This is a genomic window from Sphingobium sp. FG58, from assembly GCF_057809055.1.
On record NZ_JBMDJF010000003.1, the window covers coordinates 223,020 to 237,564 of the forward strand.

The 14,545-nt window shown below is 63.2% G+C and carries 5 protein-coding genes and 1 tRNA gene; 3 read left to right on the top strand and 3 right to left on the bottom strand.

Going from position 1 to position 14,545, the window contains the following annotated elements:
* Positions 1 to 509 precede the first annotated feature (509 nt).
* From rpoB to ACODR8_RS05835, 3 genes are all read left to right on the top strand, one after another.
* Positions 510 to 4,673, top strand: coding sequence for a DNA-directed RNA polymerase subunit beta (rpoB, locus tag ACODR8_RS05825; protein WP_489006361.1), 4,164 nt, complete (start codon positions 510 to 512; stop codon positions 4,671 to 4,673).
* 79 nt (positions 4,674 to 4,752) lie between these two features.
* The gene (gene rpoC / locus ACODR8_RS05830) at positions 4,753 to 9,009 is read left to right on the top strand and encodes a DNA-directed RNA polymerase subunit beta' (RefSeq protein WP_119745667.1); all 4,257 of its coding nucleotides are present in this window, start codon (positions 4,753 to 4,755) and stop codon (positions 9,007 to 9,009) included.
* Positions 9,010 to 9,216: 207 nt separating this feature from the next.
* Positions 9,217 to 9,290: transfer RNA gene (locus ACODR8_RS05835), tRNA-Gln, on the top strand.
* Positions 9,291 to 9,310: 20 nt separating this feature from the next.
* On the opposite strand, the gene ACODR8_RS05840 is transcribed toward ACODR8_RS05835, so the two are convergent.
* The 3 genes from ACODR8_RS05840 to ACODR8_RS05850 all read right to left on the bottom strand — a co-directional run bounded on the left by ACODR8_RS05840 (position 9,311) and on the right by ACODR8_RS05850 (position 14,412).
* On the bottom strand, positions 9,311 to 10,930 hold the full coding sequence (locus ACODR8_RS05840; protein WP_489006362.1) for an NAD(P)/FAD-dependent oxidoreductase: 1,620 nt from the start codon (positions 10,928 to 10,930) through the stop codon (positions 9,311 to 9,313).
* A gap of 157 nt (positions 10,931 to 11,087) precedes the next feature.
* Positions 11,088 to 12,356 carry a PepSY-associated TM helix domain-containing protein gene (locus ACODR8_RS05845; protein ID WP_489006363.1) on the bottom strand — a complete coding sequence of 423 codons (1,269 nt, stop codon included), beginning with the start codon at positions 12,354 to 12,356 and terminating at the stop codon, positions 11,088 to 11,090.
* A gap of 16 nt (positions 12,357 to 12,372) precedes the next feature.
* A complete protein-coding gene (locus ACODR8_RS05850; RefSeq protein WP_489006364.1) occupies positions 12,373 to 14,412 on the bottom strand; it encodes a TonB-dependent receptor family protein in 2,040 nt (679 codons plus the stop codon).
* Positions 14,413 to 14,545 lie beyond the last annotated feature (133 nt).

A 14,545-nucleotide genomic window follows, 5' to 3' on the forward strand; every position in this document is an offset into this window, starting at 1 on the left:
GCATTGCGCATGATGTGAGAGGGATGCGCGACTATTCGCACATCCCGGCTTTGTGAGGCGCGATGGGGGACAAGAGGAGAAGCCTTCAGGCAGTCCGATATCCGTCAAAAGGCGACGTAAGCAAAATCTATATAGCAGCTGTTGCAGCAAAAGGGAAGGTGCGGGCAAAAACGGGGCTGTGACTCTGGCGCAGCGGCGGCGCTTACCCCCTTCACAAAGGGCTATGCCTGTCCTATATGCGCCCTTCGAAATCCGGTTCAGGCAGCTTTACGGCATGGCAGGAACCGTCTCCCGAATCGTCCGGGGTACAGGGTCGCATTGCGCACGATCACTGGCAGTATGGGGCGAATTTGGCGGGTTACAAGACGCTGACAGTGCGGTTCGGACAGTCCCGACCCGCACTTTTTTGCGTGGATGCAGGGGTGCGAATCACCCCTTTCCATTCGCGTTCAGGCTGAATTTTCGCTGCGATGCGAAAAATACGCGACGAACGAAGGCAAGGACAACGCATGGCGACCAAGGCTCCCTCCATCAGCAACACCGGCGCGAAGAAGCGCATCAGAAAGGTGTTCGGCGACATCCACGAAGTGGTGCAGATGCCGAACCTGATTGAGGTTCAGCGCGAAAGCTATGAACAGTTCCTGCGGTCGGACCCGTCGATCGGCTATGTGTCGGGTCTGGAAAAGACGCTGCGCAGCGTGTTCCCGATCCGCGATTTCGCCGGCACCGCCGAAATGGATTTCGTCCATTACGAGCTGGAAGACCCGAAATACGATACGGAAGAATGCCGTCAGCGCGGCATCACCTATGCAGCGCCGATGCGCGTTACCCTGCGCCTGATCGTGTTCGAGGTGGATCAGGACACCGAAACCCGTTCGGTCCTCGATATCAAGGAGCAGGACGTCTATATGGGCGACATGCCCCTGATGACGGGCAACGGCACCTTCATCGTCAACGGCACCGAGCGCGTGATCGTCAGCCAGATGCACCGTTCGCCGGGCGTCCTGTTCGACCATGACCGGGGCAAGACCCATTCGTCGGGCAAATATCTGTTCGCCGCCCGCGTCATCCCCTATCGCGGTTCTTGGCTGGACTTCGAGTTCGACGCCAAGGACATCGTCAACGTCCGTATCGACCGCAAGCGCAAGCTGCCGGTCACGGCTTTGCTCTATGCGCTGGGCCTGACCGCCGAGGAAATCCTGGGTCACTTCTACAATAAGGTGACCTTCGTGCGCAGCGAAGGCGGCTGGCAGATTCCCTATCTGGCGGAAGCCTGGCGCGGCCTGAAGCCTGCCTTTGACATTGTCGATGGCAATTCGGGCGAAGTCGTGTTCGCCGCCGGTCACAAGATCAGCCCCCGCGCCGCCAACAAGGCGGAAAAGGATGGCCTGACCACGCTGCTGATCCCGACCGAGGAAGTCTATGGCCGCTACAGCGCCTATGACCTGATCAACGAAACCACTGGCGAGATTTACATCGAAGCCGGTGACGAAGTGACGCCCGAAAATCTGGAGAAGCTGGACAAGGCGGGCATCGACCGTCTCGAACTGCTCGACATCGACCATGTCGGCACCGGTCCGTGGATCCGTAATACGCTCAAGGCCGACAAGGCCGAAGAACGCGACCAGGCATTGAGCGACATTTATCGCGTCATGCGCCCCGGCGAGCCGCCGACGAAGGAAACCGCCGAATCGCTGTTCGCGGGCCTCTTCTTCGATCCTGAACGCTACGACCTGTCGGCGGTTGGCCGCGTGAAGCTCAACATGCGTCTCGACCTGGATGCCGAGGACACCGTCACCACGCTGCGGACCGAGGATATCCTGGCCGTCGTCAAGGAACTGGTGAACCTGAAGGACGGCAAGGGCGAAATCGACGATATCGATAACCTCGGCAACCGTCGCGTCCGTTCGGTCGGCGAACTGCTGGAAAACCAGTATCGCGTCGGGCTGCTGCGCATGGAGCGCGCCGTCAAGGAACGTATGTCGAGCGTCGACGTGTCGACCGTGATGCCCAACGACCTGATCAACGCCAAGCCCGCCGTGGCCGCGGTGCGTGAATTCTTCGGCTCCTCGCAGCTGTCGCAGTTCATGGATCAGACCAATCCGCTGTCGGAAGTCACCCACAAGCGCCGCGTGTCGGCGCTTGGGCCGGGGGGTCTGACGCGCGAACGTGCGGGCTTTGAAGTCCGCGACGTTCACCCGACCCATTATGGCCGTATCTGCCCGATCGAAACGCCCGAAGGCCCCAACATCGGTCTGATCAACTCGCTGGCCACGTTCAGCCGGGTGAACAAATATGGCTTTATCGAAACGCCCTACCGCAAGGTCATCGACCATAAGGTGACGGACGAGGTCGTGTACCTGTCCGCCATGGAAGAGGCCAAGCACACGATCGCGCAGGCCAACGCCGAAGTCGATGCCGACGGCCATTTCGTCGAGGATCTCATCTCCAGCCGCGAAGCTGGCGAGTTCCTGATGGCGCCGCGCGACCATATCACCCTGATGGACGTCAGCCCCAAGCAGCTGGTGTCGGTCGCCGCATCGCTCATTCCGTTCCTGGAAAACGATGACGCCAACCGCGCGCTGATGGGATCGAACATGCAGCGTCAGGCGGTGCCTCTGGTACGCGCCGAAGCGCCGTTCGTTGGCACCGGCATGGAAGGCACGGTTGCCCGTGACTCCGGCGCGGCGGTCGCATCCAAGCGGGCGGGTATCGTCGATCAGGTCGATGCGACCCGTATCGTCATCCGCGCCACCGGCGATATCGCGCCGGGCCAGTCGGGCGTGGACATCTACACGCTCCAGAAATTCCAGCGTTCCAACCAGGACACCTGCATCAACCAGCGTCCGCTGGTGAAGGTCGGCGACCTGATCGAGGCTGGCGACGTCATTGCCGATGGTCCGTCGACCGAGTTCGGTGAGCTGGCGCTGGGCCGCAACACGCTGGTCGCGTTCATGCCGTGGAATGGCTACAACTACGAAGACTCCATCCTGATCTCCGAGCGGATCGTGAAGGATGACGTGTTCACCTCGATCCATATCGAGGAGTTCGAGGTCATGGCCCGCGACACCAAGCTGGGGCCAGAGGATATCACCCGCGATATCCCGAACGTCGGCGAGGAAGCCTTGCGCAACCTCGACGAGGCGGGCATCGTCTATATCGGCGCCGAAGTGGAGCCGGGCGATATCCTGGTCGGCAAGATCACCCCCAAGGGTGAATCGCCGATGACCCCGGAAGAGAAGCTGCTCCGCGCGATCTTCGGTGAAAAGGCGTCCGACGTGCGCGACACGTCTCTGCGTCTGCCGCCGGGCGTTGCCGGGACGGTCGTTGAAGTGCGCGTGTTCAACCGCCACGGCATCGACAAGGACGAGCGCGCCATGGCGATCGAGCGGGAGGAAATCGACCGCCTGGCCAAGGATCGCGAGGACGAACGCGCCATCCTGAACCGTGCGACCTTCAACCGCCTCCAGGAAATGCTGTTGGGCCAAACCGCCACGGCCGCGCCCAAGGGCGTGCGCAAGGGCGTCGAAATCGACGAAGCGCTGCTGGGCGAAGTCGAGCGTCATGAATGGTGGAAATTCGCGGTGGCGGACGATGTTCGTCAGGCGGGCATCGAAGCCGTCAAGGCGCAGTATGACGAAGCGGTGAAGATCATCGTCGACAAGTTCGAGGATCGCGTCGACAAGCTGCAGCGTGGCGACGAGCTGCCGCCGGGCGTGCTGAAGATGGTCAAGGTGTTCGTCGCGGTTAAGCGCAAGCTGCAGCCGGGCGACAAGATGGCCGGCCGTCACGGCAACAAGGGTGTCATTTCGCGCATCCTGCCGGTCGAGGACATGCCGTTCCTGGAAGATGGCACCCATGTCGACATCGTGCTCAATCCGCTGGGCGTGCCGTCGCGCATGAATGTCGGGCAGATCTTCGAAACGCATCTGGGCTGGGCTGCCCGTGGTCTTGGCCAGCAGCTCAAGCACGCGCTGGAAGAATGGCGCGAGGCCAATCCCAACCCGTCGGCGGGCGACATGCCCGACGCGGTCAAGGACCGGCTGCTGACCGCTTATGGCCCGCAATATGCCGCCGAGATCGAAGCGCGGACGCCCGAACAGATCATCGATCTGGCCGAGCATCTGGAACGCGGCGTGCCGATGGCAACGCCGGTGTTCGACGGCGCCCGCGAAGCGGACGTGTCGACCATGCTGGAGCTGGCAGGGCTGCATTCGTCGGGTCAGAGCGACCTGTTCGACGGCCGCACCGGCGACAAGTTCGACCGCAAGGTCACAGTCGGCATCATCTACATGTTGAAGCTGCATCACCTTGTCGACGACAAGATCCATGCCCGCTCGATCGGCCCCTACTCGCTCGTTACCCAGCAGCCGCTGGGTGGTAAGGCGCAGTTCGGTGGCCAGCGCTTCGGGGAAATGGAGGTCTGGGCGCTCCAGGCCTATGGCGCCGCCTATACGTTGCAGGAAATGCTGACGGTGAAGTCCGATGACGTGGTCGGCCGCACCAAGGTCTATGAAGCGATCGTCAAGGGCGACGATACGTTTGAAGCGGGCATCCCCGAAAGCTTCAACGTTCTCGTCAAGGAAATGCGCTCGCTGGGTCTGAATGTGGAGCTGAACACGCTCGACGAGATTCCAGAGGACGAAGGCGGCTTCGCGGCAGCGGCGGAATAAGGGTTTTGCGGGCGTCGCTTGCGAGCGACGCCCCTGCCCCCTTCCGCACCAGAATTTTGCCCTCATGAGGGAATGAAAAATGAACGAACTGACCAACTTCGCCAATCCGGTCGCCAAGACCGAGACTTTCGACCAGATCCAGATCGGCCTTGCCTCGCCTGAGCGCATCCGCAGCTGGTCCTTCGGCGAGATCAAGAAGCCCGAAACCATCAACTATCGCACGTTCAAGCCGGAACGTGACGGCCTGTTCTGCGCGCGCATCTTCGGTCCGATCAAGGATTATGAATGCCTGTGCGGCAAGTATAAGCGCATGAAATATAAGGGCATCGTCTGCGAGAAGTGCGGTGTCGAAGTCACGGTGAGCAAGGTGCGCCGCGAGCGCATGGGCCATATCGAACTGGCCGCGCCGGTTGCGCATATCTGGTTCCTGAAATCGCTGCCCTCGCGCATCGGCCTGCTGCTCGACATGCAGCTGAAGCAGCTGGAGCGCGTCCTCTATTTTGAGAGCTATATCGTTATCGAGCCGGGCCTGACCCCGCTGGAGAAGTATCAGCTTCTGAACGAGGACGAACTGCTCGACGCGCAGGACGAATATGGCGAGGACGCTTTCTCCGCCGGGATCGGCGCCGAAGCGGTCAAGCAGATGCTGATGGACCTCGACCTTGAGGGCGAGAAGCAGGTATTGCTGGAAGAGCTGGCGACGACCAAGTCGGAGCTGAAGCCCAAGAAGATCATCAAGCGTTTGAAGGTCGTGGAAAGCTTCATCGATTCGGGCAACCGCCCTGAATGGATGATCCTGGACGTCGTTCCCGTGATCCCGCCTGAACTGCGCCCGCTGGTGCCGCTGGACGGTGGCCGCTTTGCGACGTCGGATCTGAACGACCTCTATCGCCGCGTCATCAACCGTAACAACCGTCTGAAGCGGCTGATGGAACTGCGCGCGCCGGACATCATCGTCCGCAACGAAAAGCGCATGTTGCAGGAAGCGGTCGACGCCCTGTTCGACAATGGCCGTCGTGGTCGCGTCATCACCGGTGCGAACAAGCGTCCTTTGAAGTCGCTGTCCGACATGCTCAAGGGCAAGCAGGGCCGTTTCCGCCAGAACCTGCTCGGCAAGCGCGTCGACTATTCGGGGCGTTCGGTCATCGTGACCGGTCCTGAGCTGAAGCTGCACCAGTGCGGCCTGCCCAAGAAGATGGCGCTCGAACTGTTCAAGCCGTTCATCTACGCCCGTCTGGATGCCAAGGGTCTGTCCATGACCCTGAAGCAGGCCAAGAAGTGGGTCGAGAAGGAGCGCAAGGAAGTCTGGGATATCCTGGACGAGGTGATCCGCGAGCATCCCGTGATGCTGAACCGCGCACCGACGCTTCACCGTCTGGGCATCCAGGCGTTCGAACCCGTGCTGATCGAGGGCAAGGCGATCCAGCTGCACCCGCTGGTCTGCTCGGCCTTCAACGCCGACTTTGACGGTGACCAGATGGCCGTCCACGTTCCGCTGTCGCTCGAAGCGCAGCTGGAAGCGCGCGTGCTGATGATGTCCACCAACAACATCCTGAGCCCTGCGAACGGCAAGCCGATCATCGTGCCGTCGCAGGACATGGTGCTGGGCATCTATTATCTGTCGATGGAACGCGAAGGCGAGCCGGGCGAAGGCATGTTGCTGAGCGACATGCAGGAAGTGCATCAGGCGCTGTTCACCAAGTCGGTGACGCTGCACAGCAAGATCATCAGCCGCGTGCCGCAGACCGACGAGGCGGGCAACAGCTACCTCAAGCGCTATGAGACCACGCCGGGCCGCATGTTGCTGGGCGAATGTCTGCCGCAGAACCACAAGGTGCCGTTCGACGTCGTCAACCGCCTGCTGACCAAGAAGGACGTCGGCGACGTGATCGACGAGGTCTATCGTCACACCGGCCAGAAGGACACGGTGCTGTTTGCCGACGCCATCATGGCGCTGGGCTTCAAGCACGCGTTCCAGGCGGGCATTTCGTTCGGCAAGGACGACATGGTCATCCCCGACAGCAAGGTGACTTTGGTTGACGAGACCAAGGCGCTGGTGGCCGACTATGAACAGCAATATCAGGACGGCCTGATCACCCAGCAGGAAAAGTACAACAAGGTGATCGACGCCTGGTCGGGTTGCGGCGATCGCGTCGCCAACGCGATGATGGACGAGATCCGCGCCCAGCCCAAGGACCCGCAGACCGGCCGCCTGGCGCAGATCAACTCTATCTACATGATGGCCCACTCCGGTGCGCGTGGTTCGCAGGCCCAGATGAAGCAGCTGGCGGGGATGCGCGGCCTGATGGCCAAGCCGTCGGGCGAGATCATCGAAACGCCGATCATCTCCAACTTCAAGGAAGGCCTGACCGTCCTTGAATATTTCAACTCCACCCACGGCGCCCGCAAGGGTCTGGCCGACACCGCGCTCAAGACGGCGAATTCGGGTTACCTGACCCGCCGTCTGGTCGACGTGTCGCAGGATTGCACGATCGTCGAGGAAGATTGCGGCACCGACCGCGCGCTGGAGATGAAGGCGATCGTCCAGGGCGGTTCGACCATCGCTTCGCTGGGCGAACGCATTCTGGGCCGCACCACGGCGCAGGACATTGTCGACAGCAAGGACGGCACCGTCATCATCCCGATTGGCACGTTGCTGGACGAGCCGATGATCGCCAAGATCGAGGCGATCGGCACGCAGGCCGTGAAGATCCGCAGCCCCCTGATCTGCGAAAGCAAGATGGGCGTGTGCGGCAAATGCTACGGCCGTGACCTTGCCCGTGGTACGCCGGTCAATATCGGTGAAGCGGTCGGCGTCATCGCGGCGCAGTCGATCGGTGAGCCTGGCACCCAGCTGACGATGCGGACATTCCACATCGGCGGCGCGGCGCAGCTCAACGAAACGTCGAACCTGGAAGCGATTGCCGACGGGACGCTGGAACTGCGTGACATGCCGACGATCACGGACAGCCGTGGCCGCCGCCTCTCGCTCGCCCGCAACGGCGAACTGGCGATCATCGACAATGAAGGCCGCGAGCGCGCGGTGCATCGCCTGCCTTATGGTGCGACCATTCTCTTCGAGAATAACGCACCGGTGAAGCAGGGTGACCGGATCGCCGAATGGGATCCGTTCACCATGCCGGTGATCACCGAACGTCCGGGCATCGTCAAATATGTCGACCTGATCGACAGCAAGACGCTGACCGAGCAGACCGACGAAGCGACGGGCATTTCCCAGAAGGTCGTCACCGAGCATCGTGGCTCCAGCCGCACCAAGGAGGATCTGCGTCCGCGCCTGACCCTGCTGGACGATGGTTCGGGCGAAGCGGCCCGCTATATGCTGGCCGTGGGCGCGATGCTGTCGGTCGAGGATGGCCAGACGGTGCAGGCCGGTGACGTGCTGGCGCGTGTCAGCCGCGAAGCCGCCAAGACCCGCGACATTACGGGCGGTCTGCCGCGCGTGGCCGAGCTGTTCGAAGCGCGCAAGCCCAAGGACAACGCCATCATCGCCAAGGTGTCCGGCCGCGTCCAGTTCCTCAAGGACTATAAGGCGAAGCGCAAGATCGCCATCAATCCTGAGGATGGCGGCGAGCCGGTCGAATATCTGATCCCCAAGAGCAAGGTGATCGACGTTCAGGAAGGCGACTATGTCAAGCGCGGCGACAATCTGATCGGCGGTTCGCCCGATCCGCACGACATCTTGGAAGTTCTCGGCATCGAGCCGCTGGCCGAATATCTGGTCGCGGAAATCCAGGAAGTCTATCGCTTGCAGGGCGTGAAGATCAACGACAAGCATATCGAGACGATCGTTCGTCAGATGTTGCAGAAGGTCGAGATCATCGAGTCCGGCGACACCACCTTGCTGGTGGGCGAGCAGGTCGACCGCGAGGAAATGGACGAGATCAACGCCAAGCTGGCGCCGGGCTTCCTGCCTGCTGCCGGCAAGCCGGTGTTGCTGGGCATCACCAAGGCCTCGCTCCAGACGCGCTCCTTCATCTCGGCGGCGTCCTTCCAGGAAACCACCCGCGTCCTCACGGAAGCGGCGGTTCAGGGCAAGAAGGACACGCTGGTTGGCCTGAAGGAAAACGTCATCGTCGGCCGTCTGATCCCCGCAGGCACGGGCGCGGGCATGAACCGCCTGCGCGTCGCCGCCTCCTCGCGGGACGCAGCGATGCGCGCCGCGCTGCGGGCGTCGAGCCAGGTCGACCTGATCGCACCCGCCAGCGCGGCGGCCGAACATGCCGCCGAGCTGCGTCAGGGACCGGAAGCGGCGATCGGCGACGATCCACTGGGTGCCGTGCAGGGTGAAGATTTCACCACGCAGGACATGGACTGACATTTCGAAAGCGCGGGGGCCGTTTCCTGTACAGGGAATGGCTCCCAAGCGCGTTGCCCCTGACCGGGCAACGCAAATGCCCGCCGGATGCGTTTGACGCGCCGGCGGGCTTTTCTTTTTGCGGTGTCTTTTGGGCTAAAATGCTCTTGACCTGCCCCCTGCCCCCGCCTATCTGCGGCCTCCCAAGCGCATGGCGCTAAGGATTGATGCCCGATCCTCTAATGGTAAGAGAGCGGACTCTGACTCCGTCAATCAAGGTTCGAGTCCTTGTCGGGCATCCAAAATCTCCATCAGCCCCCGGTCAAATTTTCGTGGAGAGCGCCACTGCCTCCGCCACCTTTATGCCGTCAATCGCGGCGGAGAGGATGCCGCCGGCATAGCCCGCACCTTCGCCCGCGGGATAGAGACCGGCGACGTTGAGGCTCTGGAAATCCTTGCCGCGGGTGATGCGGATGGGGGAGGATGTGCGGGTTTCCACGCCGGTCATGACCGCTTCGGGGTGATCATAATGGCTGATCTGGCGACCGAAGGCGGGCAGTGCCTCGCGGATGGCGTCGATCACGTAATCGGGCAGGCAAAGCGACAGGTCGGTGGGGGTGACGCCCGGCTTGTAGGAGGGGACGACCTCTCCCAATGCGGTGGAGGGACGACCGGCCATGAAGTCGCCCACGGTCTGGCCCGGCGCGAAATAGGAGGCGCCGCCCGCGACAAAGGCCGCCGATTCCCAGCGGCGTTGCAGTTCGATGCCCGCCAGCGGTCCGTCGGGATAGTCGCGGGCGGGGTCGATGCCGACGACCAACCCTGAATTGGCGTTGAATTCGGCGCGGCTATACTGGCTCATGCCGTTGGTGACGACGCGCCCTTCCTCCGACGTGGCGGCGACGACGCGGCCACCGGGGCACATACAGAAGCTATAGACGGTGCGGCCATTGGCGCAGTGATGGGCCAGGCTATAGGAGGCTGCGCCCAGATCCGGGTGGCCCGCGCATTGGCCGTAGCGGGCGCGATCGACCCAGCTTTGGGGATGTTCGATCCGCACGCCGATGGAGAAGGGCTTGGCTTCGATATGGACGCCGCGACCGTGCAGCATCTCGAAGGTCGGGCGGGCGCTGTGGCCGACGGCGAGGACGACATGGTCGGCTTCGAGGAAGCTGCCGTCCTGCATATGGAGGCCGCGCAGCTTTTGCGTGCCGTCGCCTGCTGGTTCCAGCGCGAGATCGTCAACACGGGTTTGCCAGCGATATTCGCCGCCCAGCGCTTCGATCTGGCGGCGCATGGATTCGACCATGGTGACGAGGCGGAAGGTGCCGATATGGGGGTGGGCTTCCCATAATATGTCGTCAGGCGCGCCCGCCGCGACGAACTCCTCCAGCACCTTGCGGCCTAGGAAGCGGGGGTCTTTGACGCGGCAATAAAGTTTGCCGTCGGAGAAGGTGCCTGCCCCGCCCTCGCCGAACTGGACGTTGGAGTCAGGGTTCAGCTCGGCGCGACGCCACAGGCCCCATGTGTCCTTGGTCCGTTCGCGTACCACTTTGCCGCGATCGAGGATGATCGGGCGGAATCCCATTTGCGCCAGGATGAGGCCTGCGAACAGACCGCATGGTCCTGCGCCGATGACGACCGGACGCAGCGCCGGGCCGCCTTCAGGGGCATGGGTGACGAACTTATAGCTGGTGTCGGGCGTGGGGCGTACATCCTTGTCACCGGCGAAGCGGGCGAGGATGGCGGGTTCGTCGGTGGCCGCGACGTCGAACGTATAGACCAGCTGGATCGCGCTGCGCCGGCGCGCGTCATTGCCGCGCCGGACGAGACTGTGCGACAGAAGATCAGACGCGGCGATGCCCAGCCGGGCGCAGATGGCGGCGGGGATCGCCTCGACAGGGTGGTCGAGCGGGAGTTGCAGGCCGGAGAGACGGATCATGGTCGGGCTGTAGAGGATGTGGCTGGATAAGAAAACCGTCCGCCTTGGACAGAAGCCTGCCCCCTCATGTAATCCGTTCGCCCTGAGCTTGTCGAAGGGTAGTCCTTTTCTTCCGAGAAGAAGGACGGGGCTTCGACAAGCTCAGCCCGAACGGGCTTTAGGCCGTCCGGCGCTGGCCCATGATCCACTCGCCCAGCGACGCTGCGATCATGCTGAGGCCGGTCAGCGGGAAGAGCAGGCCGATCAGCAGCATCAGGCCTGCCACCATATGCCGTGCGGCGGGGGTGGCGGCGGGTGGCGCGGTGAGGCGTCCCTGTTGTCGCCGCTTCCACCACAGGAGCGGCGCGGTCAGGCAGAGGAGCAGGAGGCAGAGGCAGCCCGCGAGCATCAGCAGCCGGTTGGCCTCTCCATATTGCTGGCCCTGATGGGTAGCGATGCCCCATTCGACCGCCTGCGCGCCGGGACCGAACATGCGCCAGTCCATATCCTGCACCACCGCGCCGGACGCTGCGTCGATGGTGATGGCGCGGGCGTCCTGTGCCTGTGTGACGATGGAGGCGGCCAGATAGGGTGCGCCGGGGGTGGCGGGAAGGATGAGCTGGACGCCGCCCATGCCGCGCGTAGTGGCAATGCGGAGCGCTTCGTCGACGCCGACGTCGCCTGCCCTGCCCGGTGCCGCGCTGCCTTCGCGCAAGGTCCAGGGCAGCGCGTCCTTGGCGGGTGCGCTCCAAGGGATCACCGCCATTTTCGGGCGGCCCCAGTCATTGGCGGCAACGACTGCGCGTAACCCGCCACCCCATACGTCCGTCCATGGCATCCCGGTGACGGCCAGGAACAGGATGACGCCAGCGGACAGGAAACCCAGCGTGCCATGCAGGTCGCGCCAGAAGAGGCGGCCCGATGCCCGGCCGCGGATCACCAGGGCGGGCTGGCCGCGCCGGGGCCAGCGCAGATAGAGACCGGTGATGCAGAGCAGGATCGCCCAGCCCGCGACAACCTCCACCAGCCGGTTGCCGACCGGGCCGGTGAGCGCCAGGCTGTGCAGATCCTTGATGACCTTCATGATGCCGCCGCCGCGCATCTCACCCAATATCCGGCCATCGCGGGGATCGACGAAATGGATGGTCGGCGGGCCGCCATCCACCTTCGTCATCACCCGCCAGCTTTCCGACCGGCTGGCGGGTCGGACGATCTGGGTCACCTGCGCGCCCGTTGCCTGCTCCACCGTCGCGATCAGGCGTGATGGCGAAAGAGACGAGGCCGATGGCGCGCCCGACATATGCACCGGATAGAGCATCGCCTCGATCTCCGGCTTGTAGAGATAGAGCGCGCCCGTCACCGCCATGAGTGCCAGCACCGGCAGGACGATGAGACCGGCATAGAAATGCCAGCGCCACATCGCCCGGTAGAAGCCCGTTTCATTCATCGTCCTGCCCCCCGGTTCAGAAACGCGCGCGCACGCCGCCATAGATGGCGCGGCGTTCGAGCGGGTAGAAGGCGACGCTGCCTTCGTCTGCTGCCGTTGCCGCGACGTCGGGCGTGTAGCGGACCAGTGCGCTGATGTCGCCGATGGCGCGCTTCTGCGTCAGGTTGCGCGCGTCGAGGAACAGGGTGACGCCGTTGCTGACTTTCGCCTGTGCGCCCAGATTGAGCAGCGCATAGCTGCCGACCCGCTTGCTGTTGACATAATCGACCCACGCGCCCTGCGGCAACCATTCGACAGAGGGCGAGAGGCTGAGCCTGTCAGTGCCGAGCCTGAGTTGCGCGCGGTAGAAATGGCGCGGCACCAGCGGCAGGCGATTGTCGCCATAGTCGGTGTCATTGCGGAAGCGGAAATCGCTATACTGATAGACCTGGCGGAGCGATGCCCAGGGGGTGAGGCTGAGGTCCAGACCGGCTTCGACGCCCTGATGGCGGGTTCTGTCCGCGTTGAAGGTCGCAGCGGGAATGACGCCGGGGACCACACTATATTGCAGCATCTCGCCCCGGATATCGGCGCGATAGAGGCTGACGTCCCAGGATGCGATGCCGATGCGGCCACGGGTGCCGATTTCAGCCGTCCACGCCTTTTGCGCGCCGACCGGGGTGAAGCCGGGCGCGCCGCCTGCGGGCGTTTGGCTGAGTTCACTATAGCCGGGCAGTTCGACCGAGCGGTTGTAATTGGCATAGAATTGCAGCGCGTCGTCGGGTTTGTAGAGCAGGCCGATCTTGGGCGAGAAGGCGTCGAAGCTGGCGTCGCCGCTGCGTTGCGGGGCGAAGCGATTGTCGATCCGCCGTTCGCCATGGGTGTAGAGGCCGCCTGCGATCAGCCACAGGCCGGGCGTGGGGGCGACGCGGACTTCGCCATAGCTGTTGATCGTCTGGGCGCGCACTTTGGCATAAGCGGTGGGCGCGCCGGACCGGCCCGCGACATTGACGAACTGGCGTGCCGTGCCTTTGCCGAAGCGCGCCTGACTGCCCAGCGTCACCTCCACCGGCAGACCGCCCAGATCGCCCGCCAGGTCGAGGCTGGCGAAAGCCCCGCGATCTTCCGATTTCTGGTCGATCACCTGGAAGATGGGATGGAAGAGTTGCTTGGCGCTGTAATGGACGCCGACCGCCAGTTGGCCGCTGGCGAGTTGGATCGTGGTGCGATTTTGCAGACGGATCGAATCGATGTCGCGTGCCTGATCGCCCACGAAATTGCCCTTGGTCGGATCGGTCAGGACGGATTTTTCGCTGAGCGAGCCGGACAGTTTCTGGCGGATCGTCTGGGCGCTGGCGTAGAAGCGGGTTTCGATCCGGTCGCTGATCTTGAGGCCCACATTAGTGTTGAAGCGATAGGATTTACGCTTGCCATGGTCGCGGTCGCCATCCGACCGGTCGGTGGTGATCGCGGCGAAAGCATCGCCGGTTTCGTCGGCATAGCCATAGGCGGCCTTGGTGCGGAGGGTGTCGAAGCTGCCGCCATCGACGCGCAGTTCGACGCCCGGCGCGCTGCGTCCGGTCGGGGTCACCGCGTTGATCGCGCCGCCCAGCGTCGATCCGCCAAAACGCAGTGCGTTGCCGCCGCGATAGACTTCGAGATGCTGAAAGACTTGCGGGTCAAATTCCTGAAAGTCGCCATTGTCGTCGGCCATGTTGATCGGGATGCCATCCTGCAACAGGGTCAGGCCGCGCATGTGGAAGCCGCGGGACAGGCCGGACCCGCGAATAGAGATGCGGACCTCCTGCCCGAAGCGGGGCTGGGTATAGACGCCGGGGGAGAAGGTCAGCGCGTCGCGCAGGGAGACAGCGAGCTTGTCTGCGAAATCGTCGGCAGGGACCACATCGACGCCACCGGGGGTGCGCTGGATGCGGGCGGCGGCGGCTTCGATGATCGGGCTGGCAGTGACGATGATGCGGCTTTGATCAGGGGCTTCGTCGGCGAAGGCCGGGACGGCGGACAGGGCAAAGGTGAGGGCGCACAGCGACGCGCTGCGTGTGGCATGGGTGATGCGCATGGGATATAACCTGTTGATATAGTGTATTTTATCCTGACGTTATTTGGTCAGGATGGGGCCGGGGAAACTGCGTCCTCCCCCGTGTGGGGCGGGGCTATTGCATATGAAGCCCTGCCCTCGTTACTCGTCACCC

Excerpts from the sequence above, each read along its gene's own strand:
- ACODR8_RS05840 (WP_489006362.1), bottom strand. The coding sequence starts at position 10,930 with ATGATCCGTCTCTCCGGCCTGCAACTCCCGCTCGACCACCCTGTCGAG.
- rpoC (WP_119745667.1), top strand. The coding sequence starts at position 4,753 with ATGAACGAACTGACCAACTTCGCCAATCCGGTCGCCAAGACCGAGACT.
- ACODR8_RS05850 (WP_489006364.1), bottom strand. The coding sequence starts at position 14,412 with ATGCGCATCACCCATGCCACACGCAGCGCGTCGCTGTGCGCCCTCACC.
- rpoB (WP_489006361.1), top strand. The coding sequence starts at position 510 with ATGGCGACCAAGGCTCCCTCCATCAGCAACACCGGCGCGAAGAAGCGC.
- ACODR8_RS05845 (WP_489006363.1), bottom strand. The coding sequence starts at position 12,356 with ATGAATGAAACGGGCTTCTACCGGGCGATGTGGCGCTGGCATTTCTAT.